Raw genomic sequence first — 20,280 nt, 5'->3', positions numbered from 1 at the left:
ATGAGCATCGAATGGCATACGCTGCACCGCGAACCAAGTCTGCCGGGGCTGTATGCCCGGGCTGCGACCCGGCGCAAAATCACCGGCACCCGTTTGCCCGACAGCGGCTTGCGCTGCGCGGTCGACATCGACGGCAAGCGTCTGGCGGCTTATCGCAAGGTCTGCGGTTTTGCCGATGACGGTCTGCTGCCGCCGACGTATCCACACGTCCTGGCGTTTGCGTTGCAGATGCAATTGCTCACGGCCAAAGACTTTCCATTCCCGCTGTTGGGGCTGATTCACCTGAGCAACCGCATCCGCATTCTGCGGCCAATGGGCGGCATCAGTCGGGCGCAGATCAGCGTTCGGGTGCACAACCTGCAACCGCATCCGAAAGGCGCGACCTTCGATCTGCTGACCACCCTCGACGATCAACTCGGCCCGTTGTGGGAGGCCGAAAGCCAGATGCTCTGTCGAGGCGTGAAACTTGAGGGCGAGGCGCTCGAACAAGCGTGGGAACCTGCGCTGCCCTTGATGCAGGTCGCGCAATGGAAAGCCCCGACAGACATTGGTCGGCAGTACGCCAAAATATCCGGCGACTACAACCCTATCCACCTGAGCGCGGCAAGTGCAAAGTTGTTCGGGTTCCCCACGGCCATTGCCCACGGTTTGTGGAACAAGGCACGTACGTTGGCGGCGCTGGCAGATCATCTGCCACGGGCCAATCTGGAAATTGCCGTGTACTTTCGCAAGCCGGTGCGTCTGCCGAGCGAAGTATCGCTGTTCGCCAGCGCTGCGGGATCCAGCGGTGAATTGCGCCTGATCGGTGCCGGGGATCTGGAGCACATGGTCGGCCACTGGCAACCGGTTGCCTGAATCGATCCACCGCTTCAGTCGCTACCCCGCTCCTGGCGGGGTACGATCCCCACGCGCGAAACATGATTAATTGTGTGTATATAACTTAAGTTTTTTCTCCCGCCATCCACTTCCTTGCCAAACACCAGGCCTTGATTCTCAAGGCTTTTTTTGGCGTGTCTATATCCTCGGCATTAGTCGTTAAGCACCAGGTTCACCGATCTATATAAAGGCGTTAATACCAAGTCGAGAATGGTGTGGATCCAGCCTTGCGATTGATATGGGCACAACGGGCGAAGGCATTGCCGGCAACAGAACCGGCGGGCCATCGAAGACAACGAACGTTGTGACAGGTGCAAGGAATTACCATCATGAAAACTCAAGTGTGGTGCAAATCGGCAACAGCGCTGGCATTGATTCTTTCTCTCGGTCTCTCCGGTTGCAGCAGCGGCGGTGGCGGCCATCACAGCAGCTCCGGCAGTTCCTCGCCGGACAGTTCCACCGCAGGCACTGGTGGAACATCGGGCACCGGTGCCGGGACCGGCACGGCGGGCACTGACACTGGAACCGGCACTGGCGGGACAGCAGGCACCGGTGGAACCGGGGGCACTGGCACCACCAATCCGACGAACCCGACCAACCCGACGAATCCCACTAACCCAACTGATCCAACTGATCCAACAAACCCGAGCACCCCTTCGCCCTTGGTCACTTCGACGCTGGTGCAGGATGTTGGCACCACCGTTGCCGGCGTCGGCAGCGGCGTAGGTCAGGTGGGTGACTCACTCAGTGGTGTGCCCGTGGTCGGCGGCGTTGTGCAAAGTGCAGCCAAGACCGCCGGCAACGTCGTGACCACTCTGGGTGACGGCGTAGCTAACGGTATCGGCAAATTGGGTACGACCGATAATGGCCTGGGTGTGACAGCCTCGGCGGTCGGCGGCGTGGTACAAGATGTCGGCAACGGCGTGTCCGATCTGAGCGGCAAACTGGCCACGGGCACAGGCAGCGTTCCGGTAGTCGGCGGCGTGGTCACCAAGGTCGCGCCGCTGCTCGATGGTGTCGGTGAAAAAGTCACCATGATCGGCGACACCCTCAGCACAGCTACGACCACCGGTCCCCTCGGATCGGTGACCAAAAACGTCGGCAACAGCCTGGTGCCAGTGATCGCCATGGTAGAAAGCACCACCGACAAACTCGGCAGCGCCACCGGCCTGGGTGCACCGCTGAACGGGATCGTTCAGAAAGTCGGCAGCACCGTCAACGGCGTGGGCAACAACGTCACCGCGGCCGGCAATGGCAATGCCCTCACCAACACCGTCGGCGGTGCACTGAGCAACGTCGGCACGACTGTCGGCAAGGTCGGCGGGGTGGTGGACAACGGCACCGGCTCGGGAACCGGCACCGGTAGCGGACTGGGCAACAATGGCCTGCTGCAGACCGTCGGCGGCGCGGTAGCCAATGTCGGCACCGGGCTGGCGGCCGGCAACGGCGCGCTCGGCGCACCCGGTGGCGTACTGGCATCGGCCGGTAATACCGTGGCTTCGCTCAACACCGTGCTTGGCGGTTCGGGCACACCAATCACTGCACCCACCACACCCCTGGCAACCCTGGGCACCAACGTCGGCGGCGGGATCGCTCCCGTCACCACCGCCGTCACCGGTCTGACCCAGAACGTCGGCAGTGCCACCGGTCTCGGAGCTCCGGTTGCCAGCGTCACCAGTCAGGTTGGCGGTGCGGTCGGCAATCTGGGTAGCACCCTTACGAGCACCAACAGCAACCCGGTTGTGACCGCTGTCGGCAACACCGTCACCGCCGTCGGTGGGCTGGTCAACGGCGGCACTGCGACCGGCGGCACCGGCGTCGGCGTCGGCGGAGGTCTGGGCGGTGTTCTGGGTGGCCTGACCGGCGCCCTGGGCGGCAACAATCGCTGAATTGCACCTGGCCGATTCGACGGCCTAACCTACAGCGCCTACGCTTGGTTGAGGGCGGAAGATTCCCACGAGTCTTCCGCTTTTTTCTTAGGAGAAACCCTGCCCGGTGCTGCGGTTTGAACATGGAGTGTCCTATGCGCGTTATGGCATCCCTGCTGTTCCTCAGTCTCAGTTCCACTGCTCTCGCCGACACCCTGCCCAGCTTTCTCAACAGCAACGAAACGATCCGCAACCTGCCGGTGCCGAACCTGCCTGCCGACGCCTACCGTCCGGGCGCCGCGCCACTGCAGGTTCCGGAACCCGGTGCCGCAGCTACCGAGCCGCTGATGATGAGCACGAAGCTCAACCTGAAAACCGTACAGATCGAAGGCGGCACGATCTACCCGCTCAACGAACTGGCAGAGATCTACAAACCCCTGATCGGCCATGAGTCCAGCCTCGCCGACCTGATCGAAGCCACCCGCAATATCACCCGACGCTATCAGAATGACGGCTACCTGCTGTCCTATGCGTTCCTGCCGCAACAGACCTTCGATGACGGCGCGGCGCGGGTAGTTCTGGTGGAAGGTTACGTGCGGGATGTTCAGGTCCAGGGTGATATTGGTCGAGTCAAAGGCCTGCTCGACAAACTGACGGCAAAGATCCAGGCCGAACGCCCATTGACCCGCAAGACCTTCGAGCGCTACACCACACTGATGACGCGTATTCCCGGCGTGACGATCCAGGCCCAGGTGCCACCGCCAGGCACCACCGACGGCGCAACCACACTGGTTGCCCAGGCCAGTCGCAAGCCGTTCACCAGCAACCTGAGCACCACCGAAGACAACCGCAACGGCACCCAGGCCTTGCTGGGTGTCAGCAGCAATTCACAGACCTCGATGGGCGAACAGTTGAGCCTCAGCGGTCTGTTTCCGCCTGGCGATGATCACGAGCATTACTATCGACTGGACTACAACCAGTTCCTCGGCGACGAGGGCACGCAACTGAGTCTGTCCGCCTCGCGCTATCGCGCCGACCCAGGCACCAATGTGCGGCTGAACAACGGTCTGGAACTCAAGCCGCACCGCGAAAACGACCGGTACTCGATCGGCTTCAGCGTGCCACTGATTGCTGCCTCCAGCGAACTGTTGACGGCCGGACCACGTCTCTACGCGGTCAACGACAAGACCCGCTACAACGTCATTGGCTACCCGCTCAGCGTCGAAGAACGCACCGACATCCGCGCCCTCGCCTTCGAAAGCGACTGGCGCAAGGCCGACGCCCGGCAACTGCGGATTCTCAGCGGTGGTGTGTATCAAGGGCTGGACAGCATGGGGGCGCACACCAACAACAGCGCCATCGATCTCAACTTCCTGCGCCTGCGGCTTTCCGGGGTGCAGAGCGACAAGTTCTTCGACAATTGGCAAGGTGTGCTGTCGGGCGCGCTCTACTGGAGCGACGACACCCTGCCCGACAGCGAGCGTGCGGTGTTTGGCGGGCAAAATTTCGGTCGCGGCTACCCCGACGATCAGGCATCCGGCGACAAGGGTTGGGGGGTGGCTTACGAGGTCAACTACAGCTTCAACCGCGACGGCAACTGGGTGCGCATCCTGCAACCCTATGTCGTGCTCGATCGTTCGCGCAGCTGGTTCAACCAGTTGCCGGTGCAGGCCAACAGTCTGTCTTCGGCAGCGGTGGGCCTGCGGTTCGGTGATGCCAAGTACTACAACATTGCGCTGGAGGCGGCCAAACCGATGTCGGATGAAGCACTGGATACCTACAACCGCCGGCCGCGCTACAGCATCAGCTTCAGCTATCAGTTGTAGCCATCGGGCGTCGGGGTGAAGTTCTTTCGCAGTGACCGTCAGCCTTGAGACCGCTGACGGTCACCGCAGCGGTCTCAGGATTCAGGAAACATTGACCCTGGGTTTGGGAAACAGGTTGTCGAGGGTTTCCAGCAGCCGCACGTGATAGATCGGCTTGCGGAACAGGTCCAGCACCTGCAGGCGCAGCATGTCACTGACGTCTTCCATGTCCGCATGCCCCGAGGTCACGATCACCGGCAGATGCTGACGCGAGGTGTGTTCGCGCAGGCGCTTGATCAGCGACATGCCGCTCTCTTCGGGCATGCGCAGATCGGTGATCACCAGGGCGATGTCGGGATGACGGGTCAGATGATGAAGGGCGAGCTTCACCGAGGTCGCGGTATGACAGACGAAGCCCTCGCCCTCCAGCAACTCCGCCAACTCCAGCAATGCGTCCTCTTCATCGTCAACCAGAAGCAACTGTTGGCGGGGCAGTGAAGAAGCAGTCATTGGTCAATCCCTGAGAAGCTGAAGGTGGAACCGAGTGTAGTGCGAGATTCGCCACCCATCGAGTCAGGGCAACTGCGTCGGCGCAGTCTGTGCCGTACCGCCCAGGGCCACGAGGATGTTGTTGAAGATCGCCAGCACCTTGGTGCCTACCGGCGTCACGAACACCACAACCACAATGGCGACCATCGCCACGACAATTGCGTACTCGATGGCCGACGCGGCTTCAGTGCTTGCCAGGAACGACCGGGCACGCATCATCAGGTAATCGAAGAGCATGGACATTCTCCTTCATGCCCGGGATTTACCGGGCACCGGAAAGCCAATGATCGGGGCAATGCCTGAACGCTCCTGCTCGGCAGCAGACAGGCATCGACAGAGGAAGAGAGCGTTCGGTCAAGGTATGCCGGGCTTGGTCGGAGCAGTGCCGCCGAGCGAGGTCAGGATCGCGCTGAAAATATTGAAGACCTTGGTGCCCATCGGCGTCACGAACACGACGACCACCACCGCCACCATCGCTACCACGATCGCGTACTCGATAGCCGAAGCCCCTTCCTCACTCTTGAAAAACAAACGGGCCCTGGCCAACAGATAATCGAGAATCATACGTTCACTCCTTTGCGCTCCCGGCGCCGATGTCGCTACAGCGGCAATGCTTCCACCGTGCCATCTGAGCATTGTCAACAAACCACCCGTCAACAACTGTAAGAACGGATTAATCCCAAAGCATTAATCGCTTCGTCTTTCTACCCATTTCGACTGCTAATTGGCCACCCCCCATACTTTCGTAGGTTATTTGCCGGCCAGTAATGGCGTTTTGGCTTGTTTCAGCTAGCGTGGAAATAGCGAAATAGTTGGATGTTCATAGCTGCCTGATTGCGATGTTCCCTTGGTTGGAAGTGCGGGCTGGTAGTGCAGCAGGAAAGGGAGAGCCGTCATGAACAGTCGTGTCACCATGGGTCTTGCCGCCGTGCTTCTGTTGGGGGCCATTGTCGTCGGCTACTGGGGCCTGGTGCTCAGCCGGCAACCGACACCGGTTGCCGAGGCACCCGCGCCTGCGGTGGTCACCGTGGAAAAGACCGTCGCCGCCGCCGAAGACCAGACCCGCCAGCCTGTGGTGGTGCTGGTGCATGACGTTCCGCCGTTCACCCCCCTCACCGCTGCCGACCTGGCCATCGAAAAACTGCGCAGCGCCCCCGCCGGCAGCCTGAGCGCCATCGATCAGGCCGTGGGCCGCACACCGTGGCGCCACCTGAGCGCCGGCACCTGGCTCAACGCTGAAAGCTTCGAAGCGGGCGGTGCGCTGGCACGCATGATCCACAGCGACGAGCGCGCGCTGGCGGTGTCGGTGGATGAAGTGATCGGTGCCGCCGGACAACTGATGCCCGGCGACTACGTCGATGTGTTGCTGTACCTGCGCCAGGACGCCAGCAACCCACAACAGTCGGCGCAGATCGCGGTGCCGGCGATGCGCGTACTCGGCGTCGGCGAACAGTACGGCCTGACCAACGATGGTCAGCCAGCCTCCCCTGCGCTGAGTGCCGATGACAAGCTCAAACAGGATCAGCGCCGGATCGCTGCGCGCACCGTGGTGCTGGCGGTACCGGAACAACTGCTGAGCCGGATGATGCTCGCCACCCAGGTCGGCACCTTGCGTCTGGCAGTGCGCAGCAGTGAGGAACAGCGCCTGGCCAAATACTGGGCCGGCGAAAACCAGGCACCGGACAAACTGGTCGCCGCCAACAGCCAGCTCTTCCAGTTCACCCAGCTTGCCCTCGGCACTGCGCCGAAAATCCCGTCCAGTGGCGAGCACACTGGGGCAGCGCGGCCGGCGGTGGAAGTGATTCGCGGCAATCAGATCACCCAACAGAATCCATGACAGAGCAAGGATCCAAGTGCATGCAGAGTCGTTTCTGGCCGACCTTCAATCCCCTGCTCCGGGCCTTGTTGTTGACGGGACTGTCGATCAGCGCCGCGCAGGCGGCCACCGGTAACTGTTCGGCCCTGAGCCGTTTGCCGCCGGTAATCGAAGTCAATGAAGGCTGGCAAAAGGATCTGCAATCGCCGGTTGCAATCACCCGCCTGGCCATCGGCGATCCGAAAATCGCCGATGTGCACGCCACCGGCAACTCGTCGTTCCTGCTCACGGGTGTAGCCCCCGGCGCCACCAGCCTGATGGTCTGGACCGGCTGCTCCAGCGAGCCGCGCCAGAGCATGGTGTTTGTCCAGGGTGCCGCCACGAACGCCCTCACCGGCGCCGGCCCGTTGCCTTCAGATGATGCGCAGCTGCCTTCGCAGGTACAGACCGATATTCGTTTCGTTGAAGTCAGCCGCACCAAACTCAAGCAGGCCTCGGCCAAACTGATCGGCACCCGTGGCAACTTCCTGTTCGGCTCCCCCGGAACACTGCCACCCATCGATGGTGTGCCGCAGCCGCGACTGCCGGTGGACAACTCGCTGTTCAACTTCTCGTGGATCGGCGGCAATACCATGGCGATCATCAACGCCCTTGAAGGCAGCGGTTTCGCCTACACCCTGGCACGGCCCAGTCTGGTGGCGCTGAACGGGCAAAGCGCGAGCTTCCTCGCGGGCGGGCAGATCCCGATTCCGGTTCCCAGCGCTGGCAGCGACAGCGTGTCCATCGAATACAAGGAGTTCGGCATCCGCCTGACCCTGACGCCCACGATCATCAGCCACGACCGCATCGCCCTGAAAGTCGCACCGGAAGTCAGCGAGCTGGACTTCAGCAATTCCGTGCAAATCGCCGGCACCACGGTGCCGGCGCTGACCATCCGCCGCACCGACACCAGCATTTCCCTCGCTGACGGCGAGAGTTTTGTCATCAGCGGTTTGATCAGCACCACCAACAGTTCCCAGGTCGACAAGTTTCCGGGGCTGGGCGATATCCCGGTGCTCGGGGCGTTTTTCAAAAGCTCGCAGATCAAGCGCGAAGAGCGTGAGCTGCTGATGATCGTCACCCCGCATCTGGTGCGTCCACTGTCGGCGGAAGCGCAGTTGCCGTCGTTGCCGGGCGAAAAACTGCGCAACTACGACCCGAATTTCTACCGCATGTTCTTCCTGGAAAATGGCAACTTCGACAAGCGCAGCGGGTTGTCCCAATGAGCCAGAACCTGAGTCAGACCTTTCTCGCCATCACCCGCAACAGCACCGATCTGGAGTGGCTGCAAAGCGCCCTCGCGCCCTTGGGCCAAGTGGTCAGCGCCGGCGCCGGCAGCCTCGATGAATTGCTCGCATTGGTGGATGTCACCTTCGCCAGCCTGGTGTTCGTCGGCCTCGATCGCGAACACGTGGTAGCCCAAAGCGCGCTGATCGAAGGCGCGCTGGAGGCCAAGCCGATGCTGGCGATCGTGGCCCTCGGCGACGGTATGGATAACCAGCTGGTGCTCAACGCCATGCGCGCCGGGGCTCGGGATTTTGTCGCCTACGGTTCACGCTCCAGCGAAGTGGCCGGGCTGGTGCGCCGTTTGAGCAAACGCATGCCGCCGGTAACCCACAACACGCAACTGGGTGGTCTGACGGTCTTGTACGGCGTGCAGAGCAGTTCCGACGGCGCATTACTGTCCAATCACATGGCGCTGGTGGTGCAAAAGAGCGGGCAGCAGACGCTGCTGCTGGACCTTGGCCTGCCCCGTGGCGACAGCCTGGCGCTGTTGGGGCTGGAGAGTTCGTTCCACTTCGGCGATGCCTTGCGTCACTTGCGCAGACTCGATGCGACGCTGATCGACAGCGCGTTCACCAGCACCGAAGCGGGGTTGCGGATTCTGGCGTACGCCGACAATGACGAACCGCTGGAGAGCACCAGTGCCGCCGAGCTGTTCATGTTGCTCAGCGCCTTGCGCCAGCACTTCCAGCACATTGTCGTGAACCTCACCGGCCAGCCTGACAGCGAAGCCCTGCGCACCTTCGTCAGCCATTGCGACAAGCTGATCTGGTACACCGACCAGAGCGTTCTGGATTGCCGGCGCAACCTGGCAGTGTTCAATCTGTGGCGGGAAAAAGGCATGAAGCTCGATCACGGACGGCTGTTGGTCGACCGCTATCTGAGCAACGTCGCGCCGGATGCGGACACCCTGGGCAAAACCTTCAATCTGGAAGTGATCGCGGTGCTGGCCTTGAGTCCGGAACTGCGCATGAACGCCAAGAACCAAGGCGTCAGCCTGTTTGATCTGGCCCCCCGGGAAAAACTCACCCAGAGCCTGCGGGCACTTGGCGAACGCCTGGCAAAACGTTCCGAAAACATGACCAATCGTTCCGAAAGCCTGGCCAAACCCAAGGCCACCTGGTTCGACCGGTTGCGAGGCACCTCATGAGTCCGGAAAAACTCTTCGGCGCCCCCGCGCAAGGCCAGTCGGGCAACGGAGATCACGAAGGCCTGAAACTGGTCCTGCATCGCTACATCATCGATGCCATCGAGGAGTCCGGGAAAAACCTGCTGGAAGGTTCGCGGCAGTTGCTCGCGCAATTCGTCACCGACAAGGTCGCCGAATACATTGCCCGTTTGCACCTGGCGATTTCACGTTACGAGATGGAACGGCTGGCGGAAGAAATCGTCGATGAACTGACCGGCTTCGGCCCGTTGGAAGTGTTGCTGCGCGACAGCGCCGTGACCGAAATCCTGGTCAACGGCCCGCACCGGGTGTTCATCGAACGCGACGGCGTGCTGCACCAGAGTGACCTGCGCTTCATCGATGCGCATCACGTCGAACGGGTCATGCAGCGTATTCTGGCGCCGCTCGGGCGACGTCTGGACGAGTCCTCGCCAATGGTCGATGCGCGCCTGCCCGACGGCAGCCGGGTCAACGCGATCATTCCGCCAATCGCCCTCGACGGTCCCTGCCTGTCCATTCGAAAATTCCGCAAGGACATGCTCAAGAGCAGCGACCTGATCGCCATGCAGACCATCGATCTGGCGATCTTCGATTGCTTCCAGGAAGCGGTGGGCAAGCGCTGCAACATCCTGATCAGTGGCGGCACGGGCACCGGGAAGACCACGTTGCTGAACATCCTCAGTCAATTGATCAACCCCCACGAACGGCTGGTGACCATTGAAGACGTTGCCGAACTGCAGCTCGGCCACCCGCACGTGGTGCGCCTGGAAACCCGGCCGCCAAACGCTGAAGGTCATGGCGAGGTCAAGGCCAGCGACCTGATTCGCAATGCCCTGCGGATGCGTCCGGACCGGATCATTCTCGGCGAAATCCGTGGCGTCGAAGTGCTCGACGTGCTTACGGCGATGAACACCGGCCACGATGGTTCGATGAGCACGGTGCACGCCAACAACGCCCAGGATGCGTTGCTGCGTCTGGAAACCCTGGTCGGCCTGACCGGTCGCACGGTGGCCGAGCGCACGTTGCGGCAAATGATCTGTGCCGCGCTCGACATGATCATCCAGTTGACCCGCATGCCGGACGGCCGCCGCTGCGTGAGCGAGGTGGTGGAAGTGGTCGGCGTGCGCGAAGACATCTACGTCACCAACACTTTGTTCCGCCTCGATCGACGCACCGGGTTCGGCTTCCTGCGCGAAGCGGTCAATCCGGCCGGCGACAAGTTGCGGCACGAGTCGAGCCTGGGCTGAGCGCATGGAGCTTTCGTCATGATGGGGCCGGTGATTCTCATCGTCATTTGCCTGATGCTGCTGGGGCTGTCGATTCGCCTGTTCCTGCATGGCGTGCGCAAGACCGCCAACGAACGGGTGCTCACGCGACTGGCTGCCGGGCAACCGCAGACAGCACCCGGCAAAACTTCGTGGACGGGGCTTGAACGCATGTTCCTGCGGGCCGGCCTGGGCCGCCCTGGCGAGCGTCTGGGGTTGTGGCTGGCGTTATGTGCCATCGCGATGTTGCTGGGTTACCTGACCGCCGAGTGGATCGGCCTGTTGATCATGATGCTGGCACCTCCCCTGGTGTTGCGCCTGTACATCGCGTGGCTCTATCGCCGCCGGCTCAACCGTATGATCGAGCAACTGCCGCAACTGCTGGACCACACGGTGCGCAGCCTCAAATCGGGGCGCACCCTGAACGACGCCGTGCTGGGTGGTATCGACTCCAGCGAGGATCCGTTGAAAACCGCAATGGGCCGGGTCCAGCGCAACGTGCAGTTGGGCGTGAACCTGCCGGATGCGGTGAGCGACTTTGCCGAGCTCTACGAACAGGATGAACTGCGCATGTTTGCTCTGGGGCTGAAGGTCAATCACCGCTACGGCGGCAATGCGAGCGAACTGCTGGAAAACCTGATCAAGCTGATCCGCGAACGCGATCAGGGCGCCCGCCAGCTACGCGCCCTGACCGGAGAAACCCGCTTGACCGCGTGGGTGCTGGGATCGCTGCCGATGATCATCGTCAGCTACTTCATGCTGACCAATCCCGGTTACATGCTCGGCATGTGGAAAGACCCCGGCGGCCAGACCATGCTGATCATCGCGGTGGTGTTGCAGGTCATCGGCAGCCTGGCGCTGTGGCGCATGTTGAGGAGCGTCTGAGATGGTGATCCTGGCCAGTCTCATGCTGCTCGGGGCGCTGTTGCTGGTAGGCAATCATTTGCTGACCGAACGTCGCCGGGTGCGTCAGGTCAACCAGCGCCTGCTGGGCCATCTGGTGCGCGAGAGCCGCTTGCGTACCTTGTTGCGAGCGCTGGGCAACAGCCGGTTCGGCCAGCGTTCGGTGAGCATGGACAGCGAAACCCAGACCCTGCTCAACCGCCTCGGCTGGCGCCGGGCCAGCGAGCGCTCGCTGTTTGCCGCGTGCCAGATCGGCACGCCGTTACTGGCACTGGGCATCGGTTTGTTTCTGCAGGAAGTGTTCTTTCCCCAGACGCCCAAGGGCTGGCTGGTGCCGATGTTCGCCACCGGCACCGGTTACCTGCTGCCCAAGCGCCTGCTGGCCTATGCCGCCGCCCGGCGGCAGAAAATCATTTCGGTGGAGGTTTCGACGTTCATTCCTCTGCTGCGCATCTTGTTCGAGTCCGGCATGGCGGTCGAACAGGCATTGCGCGTGTTGAGCATCGAGGGGCAGAAACTGCTGCCGGAACTGACCAGCGAATTGCGCCTGATCCTCGCCCGTGTCGATTCGGGGCTGGAGTTGGGCCAGGAGTTGAACAAGGCAGCGGTGATGCTGGCGGTGGATGAGTTCACCGACACCTGCGTGATCCTGCAACAACTGATTCAACAGGGCGGCGGCGCGATGAAATCGCTGCTGGCGCTCAAGCAACTTCTGGATGACCGGCGCCTTACACGCTTGCAGGAATACATCTCGAAGATGTCGGCGAAGATGTCGGTGGTCATGATGCTGTTCCTGTTCCCAGCCTTGCTGATCGTACTGGCGGGCCCCGGATTTACCGCAATCACCCGGGCGTTTGCGTCCTGACATGGAGAGGGTTTGATGAAAACACTGATGGTGGTGGCGAGCCTGTTGCTGCTGGGCGGTTGCGCAACCGATGGTCAGGCGCCGTGGACGGCCATGCTTGCGCCCACCAGTTGCAGCAAGCTGAGCGCCGAGCAGGAGTTGTCGTTGAATCTGGTGGACGATCTGGCCAATGACGGCAAGCTGCACGCCAGCCTGGCCAACCTGCAGGGCCTGCCCGACAACCTTGTAGAGGTGCGTTTGCGCAAGGCCAGGGTCTATCGCCTGCTGGGGCGCAGCGAAGCCGAACCGCTGTATCGCGGCCTGCTCGGCACTTGCCTGAGCGCCGACGCCGAACACGGTCTGGGTCAGCTGTATGCCGCCCGTGGCGATAACGGCCAGGCCCAGGCTCATCTGCAACGGGCCGTTCGACTGGCGCCGACCAATGAAAACATCCACAACGATCTGGGCGTGGTGTACCTCAATCAGCTGCGGCTCGAAGACGCGCGCTTCGAGTTCCTCACGGCCATCGAACTCAAGCAGAACAATCAATTGGCGACGCTGAACCTGATCACCTTGCTGATCTACCAGAACAACTGGCAGCAGGCCGCCGAAATCGTCAGTCGCGCGCACCTGACCCCGGAACAGTTCACCGACGCTCAGGAGCGGGCGGAAAAACTAAAGTCCCCGATCAAGGCAAAACCTGCCACCGACAATCAGGTCGCGGTGGCGGCCGACCCGCAACCGGCGACGATCAAGTGAACCTCAGGGAGGCCACATGAACATCTGCAAAACACTGTGCTGCATGAGCCTGTTGAGCCTGCCGCTCGGCGCGCTGGCCATCGACGCCGGTCCCGCCTCGGCCCAGCAGCAGGAAACCGAAGGCTGGCTGTTGCTGCAAAGCCGCAACAAGGCCGCCTCCCCCGATCCACAGGCGGCCACGGCCACCGAACGAGAGCTGGCCATGCAGCGCTGGCTGAAGAAATACAAATATGACATTCCCGACTTCTATGACCCCGACGCCGGGGGCAAGATCGAGAGGAAGAACTGATTGAAGGTGTCGACGCCCCTGGCCGCACAATGGCGACCAGGAACAAAGAACTAGTGCGCGGTAACCCGCTGCCGCAAAGCTGCGGCACTCGGCGAAAGCGCCAGCGCCAGTTGGGTGCGGTTGTGCATGTGGGTCAGGCGCAGCACCTGCGAGACGTAAAGCTTGACGGTGTTTTCGGTGATGCCCAGCTCGCAGGCGATCTGGTAATTGGTCTGCCCCTTGCCCACCAGACGCGCCACGTCCAGTTGCCGCGGCGACAGCTGATTGAAGATGGCCGGGATCTCCAGCGCATCGGTGTCACCCGATGCCTGCTCACTGACGGGAGCCGGCCCACGACGCACCTTGTCCAGATCCTGATACAGATCATCGATGGACGACGACAGGTCTTGCAGCTTCTGGTTCAGGTGCCCCAGCTGCAGGGTTTTCTGCCGTTCCTGCAGCACGGCCTCCTGACGCTGCAGGCCTTCGAGGAGTTCGTCCAGGTTGACCGGTTTCTGATAGTAGTCGGCAATCCCGGCGCGCAACGCCTTGATCACATCCTGCTTGTCGGCGCGGCCGGTGAGCATGATCGCCTCGAACACCCGCGCCTTGCCGGCCTGTCGCTGCAGTTCCTGCACCAGCTGGATGCCGTCGAGGTCCGGCATGTGCAGATCGCACAGCACCAGACCGATCGCCGGATCCTCGGCAAAACGCTCGACGGCCTCTTTGCCGGACCCGCAGGGGACACAGCGATAGCCGCTGCTCTCGAGAAACTCACAGAGCTCCTCGACGATCAGCGCCTGATCATCGACAACGAGGACTTTTACCGCAGATGTAAGCTTGTTCACGTGCCACTCCATGCCCGGGCCAAAACTGACCGTTCCTGTACTGTCAGCCGTTGGCTGTATAACCAGTTCATTAGAAAGTAGACGCACTTTCCGACTATGTACATAAGACTAGTGGCGTTTGGCGACTAATGGATCCAAGGTAGTACGAGCAGGAAACCGATCAGCACGAACGGCGCAAATGGCAGCTTTTTTGACATGGATGGCGCCATATATCGAAGACGATGCCTAAGCCCTTGACTCATATGCAGCCAGACTCTTGGCGCCAGCAGGATCCAGACGACGCTTGCGACACCGGCGCCGATAAAAATCCCGAGCAACGACAGACCGTCTGTCGCAAGGCCAAGGGCTGTCATTAATTTCACATCGCCGGCCCCCATGCGTCCCATGAAATACCCCGGCAGGGTGAACGCCAGCGCCACCAGACAGGCCCAGCCGCCCTGCTCCGCTGCGGCCCCCGTCCAGGTCGTTCCGAAATACAGCAGATAAACCAGTGCCAGGGCGCCAACGCCCAATGTCATGGCGTTGGTGATCCTTCGCTGCCGGGCATCCTGGGCCGCACACAAGGTCAACCAGATCAGAAGAACAAAGCTTTGCATCCGGTAAAAACCGTCCGTTTTGGCTGAATGATTCTATGCTGATACTACGCAGTGACTGTCAGGGTAGACGCACGGATGAAAACCGGCTCTCGGAAGGCGCAAAAAGGCGCGGTGGCGATCGAATTCGCCGTGGTGTTCGTGATCTTCTTCGCGGTGTTTTACGGCCTGGTCAGCTATGCCCTGCCGTTCGTGCTGATGCAGACGTTCAATCAGGCCACCGCTGAAGCGGTACGTCGCAGTGTGGCGGTCGACCCCACGACGCCCAACTACTCGACAGTTGTCGTCAACACCGCCAATGCCGCCCTGACGCAGCAGTTTTCAGGCCTGCCCAGCGCCCTGAACGTCGTGGTCGGCGTGGACACTTCAGCGATCTATGACACGACGCAGGGTACGCTTACCGTCAGCGTCAACTACCCCGTCAGCAAGCTCAATCAGGTCATTCCGTTTCTGGTGTTACCGGGCGTCGGCGCCGTCCCCAGCCTGCCCACCAACCTGACCGCCAGCTCGAGCCTGAAATTTTGACGTCCGGGGACAATCTGTTCGGCCGCCTGCTCAAGCGCGCGCCGCTGGCCGGCGACCTGCCGGACGTGCTCGGCTCGCCCGCGACGGGCCTGCACCTGTACCTCGATGGCGAAGGCGCCGTATTGCAGATGGCCGGCCCCTTGCGCCTGTTGCTGGCACAGCAGATTCCCTATGACAAACCGTTGCCACTGCACGATTTACTGCTACCCCACAGCACCCTGGCGATCGAAGGCCGGCCACAGGAATGGCAAGGGCTACTGCTGGACCTGGACTTCCCCGGTCTGGGCGAACAGACCCTGCACCTGCGCGGCTGGGCCCAGCCTCTGGGCAACGGCTGGCTGCTGCAACTGATCGACATTGCCGACCTCTTGTCCGAACGCCGGCAAGCCCATCAGCGCGAGGCGTGCCACAGGATCGCCGAGCAGATCAGCAAGCAGTTGCGCAGTTGCAGCCTGGGACGACTGCCGGTGGTCGTCAGCGATCAACTGCAGATCATCGCCCAGCTCTGGCAGATCCCGTGTGTGGCGCTCGCACTGCTCGATGAACAGGAACTGGGCTGGCAGATTCACTGCCAGTTCCACGCCCACGACGCGCCTGCGCTATGGCACGACGGCCAACGCCTGGGCACGCCGCTGGACAGCCTCAATGGCACCGGCCCGCAACGCCTCGGCGCGCATTATGGCCAGTATGAACACACACGGGTGCAGGGGCTGTTCGGCAATGCCGAGGGTTTCGCCGTGCCCTACAGCGACGATAGAGGCGTGATGGCGTGGCTACTCTGCGGTTTTTACGCCGTCGACAAGACCGCGCCCTATCTGACCGACAGTGACTGGTTGATGCTGGCCGGCGCTCTGGCAGGCCCGTTGCTCGGGCGTTTGCGTGAGCAGCAGCATCAACTGCAACTGGAGCGCCTCGAGTCGTTGCAGACATTGCTGGGCACCGGCTGGTGGGAAATCGGCAGCATTGGCGAACACATTCAGCTGGCCCCGACGCTGGCCGTCACCCTGCAACAGGACAGCTCGACGCTGCCCCTGGAACACTGGCTGAACCTGATCCACCCCGCTGACCGCGAAGAGGTGCGCAGCCGACTGCAAGCCCTGCAGATACATGGGGAAATCCTCGATCTGTGCGTGCGTCTGCATCGACCCGATGCCAGTCAGACGCCCGCGTGGTATCGCCTTCAGGGGCAGGTCAGCGGCACCGGCGATCACCGCCGGCTGGCGGGCTTCATGCTGGACATCAGCGACATCAAGAACCAGCAGCAACTGGCCGCTGCGGCCCATGCGCGGCTGGACAATCTGATCGCCAGCTCGCCGGCGGTCATCTATGTCCAGCACTACGTCGAAGGGGCCTTGCTGCCGGCGTTTTTCAGCGCCAGTCTGCAACCGCTGCTGGGCTGGAGCCTGGAAGACTGCGATGCCGGTGCGTTGGTGGAGCGGATACACCCGGATGATCGGCCCCTGTATTTCGAACGCACCCGCCAACTGTTGCGCGAAGGTTCGGTACGCGCCCGCTATCGCCTTCGCGACAGTCGCGGCGATTACCACTGGCTGCTCGACGAAGCCCGCCTGCTGCGCAATGACCTCGGGCTGCCGGTGGAAGCCGTTGGGCTCTGGCTGGATGTCACCGAAGCAACGTTGGCCGCCGAACAAGTCAGACAGAGTGAAGAACGCTACCGGATTCTGGTGGAAGACTCGCCAGCGATGATCTGCCGTTATCGTCCGGACCTGATCCTGACCTTCGGCAACCGTCCTTTGGCGAAGTATCTGGAATGCGCGCCCGAAGATTTACCCGGGGTCAATCTGGGCAGCTGGATGTCGGACGTACAACGTGCAGACTTCGTCGAGCGTCTGGCGTTGTTGACCCCGGAGTCCCCCGTCAGCACCGCCGAAATCAACCTGCAATTGCCGGGGCGCGAGCATGCGTGGTGGGTGTGGTCGGATCGCGGCGTGTTCGATGAGCACGGCAAACTGATCGAAGTGCAAGCCGTTGGCCGCGACAACACCGAAGTGCGCCGCTCCCAACAACAACTCACGCAAAGCGCAAAAATGGCCACCCTCGGCGAAATGGCCACAGGTCTCGCCCATGAAATCAATCAGCCGTTGAACGTCATGCGCATGGCCATCGTCAACGTGCAGAAGCGCCTGAGCAACGGCGATGTGCAGATCGACTACCTGACCGACAAACTCAACCGCATCGACGCCCAGGTCCAGCGCGCCGCGAAAGTAGTGGACCACATGCGAGTGTTCGGCCGTCGCTCGGAGATCGAACAACAGCTGTTCAACCCGGCCAGCGCCATCGAAGGCACTCTGTCGTTGTTGGCCGAAGGCATGCGCGGCAAAGGCGTGGATTTGCGCATCAGTGAAACCCCGTTCGAGGTTCAGGTGCGCGGTTACGTCGATCAGCTGGAGCAGGTGTTGATCAACCTGATGGTCAACGCCCGGGATGCGTTGCTGGGCAAGCGCGAGTCTGACTCAGGGTTCAAACCCTGGATCTCGATCTATGCCGAGCACGACGAGCAGAAGGTGCGGCTGTGGGTCGAGGACAATGGTGGCGGTATCGATCCGCGTCTGCTTGAGCGGATATTCGAGCCGTTCTTCACCACCAAACCGGTGGGTGTCGGCACCGGTCTGGGGTTGTCGGTGAGTTACGGGATCATTGAAAACATGGGCGGTCACCTCAGTGTGCGCAACTCGGTGGACGGCGCACGCTTCTGCATCGAACTGCCGATCGCCCCCGACGACTAGATCACCAAATAAGCCTTGCCGGTCTGGCCGCAGGTCATGTTGGCGCCGACGTCCACGTCCATCAGATTGATCCCCAGTCCACTGAGCAAATTGTTGAGCAGCGGATCCAGCAGAGGGCTGACCAGATTGGTGATCAGCGGTTGCAGGATCGTCGTCACATCGCTGATCAGGCTGGCAACGCCGGTGATGATCGCCCCCAGCGGGTTGCTGCCCTGCGGCTTGTAAACGATCAGATTGATCCCGGCCAAGGTGCTCGCCAGGCTGTTGACGATGTTGCTGGTGGGTGCGACGGAAATCACGCTCGGCGGCAGCTTCAGGTTGGGCGGCGTGGCAAACGGCGTGCCGCTGGAAAACACCAGATCCTGGGTGTTTTTCGCCACTTGGGTATCGACCATGATCGCAATGCCGCCGGCGCCGTATTGCACGTGGGTGCTCGGGTCGCAGGTGCCGATTCCAAGGATTTTGTGGCACGTCACGATGCCCAGATCCACCAACGGCAGCGGGGTGACCGTGGGCTCGGCAGAAGAAGAAAAGGCGTTGGTCGGGTCGATCTTGCCCAGTTTGAGATCGGCGACGGAGGTGATGGTGTGGGCCGTCAGGCTCTTGGTCCCGGTGTTACCGGTGGGGCAGCTGTAGTCGGTGACGTAACTGATGGCGCCCCCGGCATCGAGGCTGATGTCGATTTCCGGCGAGGGCAGCAGCAGTGGGTCCAATTGCTGGCAACCTGCACCGAGCAGGCAGCCCACCGAGTTCAGGGTGGCGACCAGATTCAGGCTGAGCAGTGCATTTAGTGTCGGGGTCAGGGTTCCGACCAGTCCCAGCACGGCGTTGGTCAGCCCGGCAACCCCGGACAACACCGGCAGATTCACCGAAAGCATCGTGCGGATCTGCGCGGTGCGCACGTAAATCCGGTTCGGCCCGGTGGGGTTGGCCTTGGCCAGCGCCGGATCACCGATAGCGGAGAACTGCGGCGGCTCGATGACCTTGACCCGCACCGTGACATTCGCCAGCCCCAGCACGCTGATCGGCAGGGTGGCAGCCACCGCGCTGTTGCTGTTGGCCAGCTGGATCACGCCCTGGATCAGTTGCAGCAGTTGCAGATTGGCGTCGAGCCCGGCCGCCGTGGTGCCGGTCTGCAATTGCAGGATATCGCCCAGCTTGAGTGGCGCGGCATTGATCGCCGCGACTTGCAGTTGCCCCAGCGCGGTAATCACGTCGGCGGTTGCGCCATTGAGCTGGACCACCGTAATCGCGGCCTGGATCAATTGCGTCACGGTGGTCTGGGTATTGAGCAACTGAGTGTAGTTGCCGGCGGCGACGTTGAGGTTGATCGCCAGTTGATTCAGATAACTGAGCAGATTGATGTCGGTGTTGAGCAGGCCGTTCCAGCCCACAGCCGTCAGATTCACACTGCCGCCCAGCAAGCCGGAGACCAGCGGGTTGAGAATGCTCGACTGAGCGGTGCTGATGTTGGCCAGGTTGCTGCGGATATTCAGTTGGGCCACGGTGGGCTGGGGTTGCGCGGCCACGGCCGAGGCATAGAGCACGGTGTTGAGGCTCAGCGGTGTGCCGCTGAAGAGTGACTGCACACCACCGGCGAAACTGGTGGTCACGGTGTGGTTGGCCGCGACCTTGACCGCCACCGCCTGAGTGGCGTCCACGCTGAACGCGCGCAAACCGCTGGAGGCCGTTACCAGTATGCCGCAGTCGACCACCAGCACGTTATTCGCGTCCGTGACAAAACCGTTGCGTGTCGCACTTTGCCCCGCGTAACTGGCCGCCGTGAGGCCCGGCAGGCAGTTGCCGCCACGGCTGACCGCCTCCAGCGCCGCGTTATCCACCAGACGCTGCAACTTGCGCTGTTCCATGTACAGACGGCCGGTGTCCACCACCAGCAACATCAGGATCAGCGCGAGGCTGAGGGTCGCCGCCGCCATCAAACCGATGGCCCCGCGCTGTCGGGCGGGGCCGCGACACTGCGAAAGACGCGACATGGCGCACTCCTTTGCCGGCGCACGGCCGGGCGCAAGCTCCATTGGTGGAGTCAGTGTAGACCCGGCGCAACGACACTGCTGGCAACGCGCCAGCCGTGCCTGCGAAAAAGAAAAACGGGAGCCCTTGGG

19 protein-coding genes are annotated in these 20,280 nt (G+C 62.0%); 13 read left to right on the top strand and 6 right to left on the bottom strand.

Annotated elements, in window-relative coordinates; translation table 11 throughout:
- The 3 genes from CAF87_RS20165 (at position 1) to CAF87_RS20155 (ending at position 4,570) form a co-directional block, all read left to right on the top strand.
- On the top strand, positions 1-855 hold the full coding sequence (locus CAF87_RS20165) for a MaoC/PaaZ C-terminal domain-containing protein (protein ID WP_085732766.1): 855 nt from the start codon (positions 1-3) through the stop codon (positions 853-855).
- 350 nt (positions 856-1,205) lie between these two features.
- Positions 1,206-2,765: a collagen-like triple helix repeat-containing protein gene (locus tag CAF87_RS20160; RefSeq protein ID WP_085732765.1), complete on the top strand. Its 1,560-nt coding sequence runs from the start codon at positions 1,206-1,208 to the stop codon at positions 2,763-2,765.
- A 134-nt stretch (positions 2,766-2,899) separates the two neighbouring features.
- A complete protein-coding gene (locus tag CAF87_RS20155; protein WP_085732764.1) occupies positions 2,900-4,570 on the top strand; it encodes a ShlB/FhaC/HecB family hemolysin secretion/activation protein in 1,671 nt (556 codons plus the stop codon).
- Positions 4,571-4,651: 81 nt separating this feature from the next.
- Here CAF87_RS20155 and CAF87_RS20150 read toward each other — a convergent pair whose 3' ends face one another.
- The 3 genes from CAF87_RS20150 to CAF87_RS20140 all read right to left on the bottom strand — a co-directional run bounded on the left by CAF87_RS20150 (position 4,652) and on the right by CAF87_RS20140 (position 5,662).
- A complete protein-coding gene (locus CAF87_RS20150) occupies positions 4,652-5,059 on the bottom strand; it encodes a response regulator (protein ID WP_085732763.1) in 408 nt (135 codons plus the stop codon).
- 63 nt (positions 5,060-5,122) lie between these two features.
- Positions 5,123-5,335: a Flp family type IVb pilin gene (locus CAF87_RS20145; protein WP_085732762.1), complete on the bottom strand. Its 213-nt coding sequence runs from the start codon at positions 5,333-5,335 to the stop codon at positions 5,123-5,125.
- 117 nt (positions 5,336-5,452) lie between these two features.
- Positions 5,453-5,662 (bottom strand): Flp family type IVb pilin, encoded by a 210-nt coding sequence (locus tag CAF87_RS20140; RefSeq protein ID WP_085711257.1) that lies wholly within the window; start codon positions 5,660-5,662, stop codon positions 5,453-5,455.
- 331 nt (positions 5,663-5,993) lie between these two features.
- Between CAF87_RS20140 and cpaB the strand changes: the two genes are divergently transcribed.
- From cpaB to CAF87_RS20100, 8 genes are read left to right on the top strand one after another with little or no spacing between them, the layout of a single operon-like run.
- Positions 5,994-6,935, top strand: coding sequence for a Flp pilus assembly protein CpaB (gene cpaB / locus CAF87_RS20135; RefSeq protein ID WP_085732761.1), 942 nt, complete (start codon positions 5,994-5,996; stop codon positions 6,933-6,935).
- Between the two features lie 20 nt (positions 6,936-6,955).
- Positions 6,956-8,179 (top strand): type II and III secretion system protein family protein, encoded by a 1,224-nt coding sequence (locus CAF87_RS20130; RefSeq protein WP_085732760.1) that lies wholly within the window; start codon positions 6,956-6,958, stop codon positions 8,177-8,179.
- On the top strand, positions 8,176-9,387 hold the full coding sequence (locus CAF87_RS20125; RefSeq protein ID WP_085732759.1) for a pilus assembly protein: 1,212 nt from the start codon (positions 8,176-8,178) through the stop codon (positions 9,385-9,387). Before CAF87_RS20130 ends, CAF87_RS20125 begins: the two co-directional genes overlap by 4 nt.
- The gene (locus tag CAF87_RS20120; RefSeq protein ID WP_085732758.1) at positions 9,384-10,652 is read left to right on the top strand and encodes a CpaF family protein; all 1,269 of its coding nucleotides are present in this window, start codon (positions 9,384-9,386) and stop codon (positions 10,650-10,652) included. Before CAF87_RS20125 ends, CAF87_RS20120 begins: the two co-directional genes overlap by 4 nt.
- 18 nt (positions 10,653-10,670) lie before the next feature.
- Positions 10,671-11,555, top strand: a complete 885-nt coding sequence (locus CAF87_RS20115) for a type II secretion system F family protein (RefSeq protein ID WP_085732757.1) — start codon at positions 10,671-10,673, stop codon at positions 11,553-11,555.
- Position 11,556: 1 nt separating this feature from the next.
- Complete coding sequence (locus CAF87_RS20110) at positions 11,557-12,438, top strand: type II secretion system F family protein (RefSeq protein ID WP_085732756.1); 882 nt, start codon at positions 11,557-11,559, stop codon at positions 12,436-12,438.
- Positions 12,439-12,453: 15 nt separating this feature from the next.
- On the top strand, positions 12,454-13,176 hold the full coding sequence (locus tag CAF87_RS20105) for a tetratricopeptide repeat protein (protein ID WP_085732755.1): 723 nt from the start codon (positions 12,454-12,456) through the stop codon (positions 13,174-13,176).
- 16 nt (positions 13,177-13,192) lie between these two features.
- Entirely contained in the window at positions 13,193-13,465 is a 273-nt protein-coding gene (locus CAF87_RS20100) for a DUF3613 domain-containing protein (protein ID WP_085711249.1), read from the top strand.
- Positions 13,466-13,515: 50 nt separating this feature from the next.
- On the opposite strand, the gene CAF87_RS20095 is transcribed toward CAF87_RS20100, so the two are convergent.
- Positions 13,516-14,292, bottom strand: coding sequence for a response regulator transcription factor (locus CAF87_RS20095; RefSeq protein WP_085732797.1), 777 nt, complete (start codon positions 14,290-14,292; stop codon positions 13,516-13,518).
- 125 nt (positions 14,293-14,417) lie between these two features.
- Positions 14,418-14,888 carry a prepilin peptidase gene (locus CAF87_RS20090; RefSeq protein WP_085732754.1) on the bottom strand — a complete coding sequence of 157 codons (471 nt, stop codon included), beginning with the start codon at positions 14,886-14,888 and terminating at the stop codon, positions 14,418-14,420.
- A gap of 75 nt (positions 14,889-14,963) precedes the next feature.
- Here CAF87_RS20090 and CAF87_RS20085 point away from each other — a divergent pair, with 75 nt between their 5' ends.
- Both CAF87_RS20085 and CAF87_RS20080 read left to right on the top strand, forming a co-directional pair.
- A complete protein-coding gene (locus CAF87_RS20085) occupies positions 14,964-15,410 on the top strand; it encodes a TadE/TadG family type IV pilus assembly protein (protein WP_085732753.1) in 447 nt (148 codons plus the stop codon).
- On the top strand, positions 15,407-18,157 hold the full coding sequence (locus tag CAF87_RS20080; RefSeq protein ID WP_085732752.1) for an ATP-binding protein: 2,751 nt from the start codon (positions 15,407-15,409) through the stop codon (positions 18,155-18,157). The genes CAF87_RS20085 and CAF87_RS20080 overlap by 4 nt, the downstream gene beginning before the upstream one ends.
- Here CAF87_RS20080 and CAF87_RS20075 read toward each other — a convergent pair.
- Positions 18,154-20,151 (bottom strand): pilus assembly protein TadG-related protein, encoded by a 1,998-nt coding sequence (locus tag CAF87_RS20075; RefSeq protein ID WP_085732751.1) that lies wholly within the window; start codon positions 20,149-20,151, stop codon positions 18,154-18,156. The two genes, CAF87_RS20080 and CAF87_RS20075, sit on opposite strands and share 4 nt — an antisense overlap.
- Positions 20,152-20,280: the final 129 nt, after the last annotated feature.

Origin of the sequence: Pseudomonas sp. R38(2017) (genome assembly GCF_002112395.1) — a bacterium.
Lineage (GTDB): Bacteria > Pseudomonadota > Gammaproteobacteria > Pseudomonadales > Pseudomonadaceae > Aquipseudomonas.
The sequence above is the reverse complement of the archived record's forward strand: the minus strand, read 5'-3'. Positions and strand labels throughout refer to the sequence as shown.

Excerpts from the sequence above, each read along its gene's own strand:
- CAF87_RS20090 (WP_085732754.1), bottom strand. The coding sequence starts at position 14,888 with ATGCAAAGCTTTGTTCTTCTGATCTGGTTGACCTTGTGTGCGGCCCAG.
- CAF87_RS20150 (WP_085732763.1), bottom strand. The coding sequence starts at position 5,059 with ATGACTGCTTCTTCACTGCCCCGCCAACAGTTGCTTCTGGTTGACGAT.
- CAF87_RS20125 (WP_085732759.1), top strand. The coding sequence starts at position 8,176 with ATGAGCCAGAACCTGAGTCAGACCTTTCTCGCCATCACCCGCAACAGC.
- CAF87_RS20120 (WP_085732758.1), top strand. The coding sequence starts at position 9,384 with ATGAGTCCGGAAAAACTCTTCGGCGCCCCCGCGCAAGGCCAGTCGGGC.
- CAF87_RS20100 (WP_085711249.1), top strand. The coding sequence starts at position 13,193 with ATGAACATCTGCAAAACACTGTGCTGCATGAGCCTGTTGAGCCTGCCG.
- CAF87_RS20145 (WP_085732762.1), bottom strand. The coding sequence starts at position 5,335 with ATGCTCTTCGATTACCTGATGATGCGTGCCCGGTCGTTCCTGGCAAGC.
- CAF87_RS20155 (WP_085732764.1), top strand. The coding sequence starts at position 2,900 with ATGCGCGTTATGGCATCCCTGCTGTTCCTCAGTCTCAGTTCCACTGCT.
- CAF87_RS20075 (WP_085732751.1), bottom strand. The coding sequence starts at position 20,151 with ATGTCGCGTCTTTCGCAGTGTCGCGGCCCCGCCCGACAGCGCGGGGCC.
- CAF87_RS20105 (WP_085732755.1), top strand. The coding sequence starts at position 12,454 with ATGAAAACACTGATGGTGGTGGCGAGCCTGTTGCTGCTGGGCGGTTGC.
- cpaB (WP_085732761.1), top strand. The coding sequence starts at position 5,994 with ATGAACAGTCGTGTCACCATGGGTCTTGCCGCCGTGCTTCTGTTGGGG.
- CAF87_RS20115 (WP_085732757.1), top strand. The coding sequence starts at position 10,671 with ATGATGGGGCCGGTGATTCTCATCGTCATTTGCCTGATGCTGCTGGGG.
- CAF87_RS20160 (WP_085732765.1), top strand. The coding sequence starts at position 1,206 with ATGAAAACTCAAGTGTGGTGCAAATCGGCAACAGCGCTGGCATTGATT.
- CAF87_RS20110 (WP_085732756.1), top strand. The coding sequence starts at position 11,557 with ATGGTGATCCTGGCCAGTCTCATGCTGCTCGGGGCGCTGTTGCTGGTA.
- CAF87_RS20085 (WP_085732753.1), top strand. The coding sequence starts at position 14,964 with ATGAAAACCGGCTCTCGGAAGGCGCAAAAAGGCGCGGTGGCGATCGAA.
- CAF87_RS20140 (WP_085711257.1), bottom strand. The coding sequence starts at position 5,662 with ATGATTCTCGATTATCTGTTGGCCAGGGCCCGTTTGTTTTTCAAGAGT.
- CAF87_RS20165 (WP_085732766.1), top strand. The coding sequence starts at position 1 with ATGAGCATCGAATGGCATACGCTGCACCGCGAACCAAGTCTGCCGGGG.
- CAF87_RS20130 (WP_085732760.1), top strand. The coding sequence starts at position 6,956 with ATGCAGAGTCGTTTCTGGCCGACCTTCAATCCCCTGCTCCGGGCCTTG.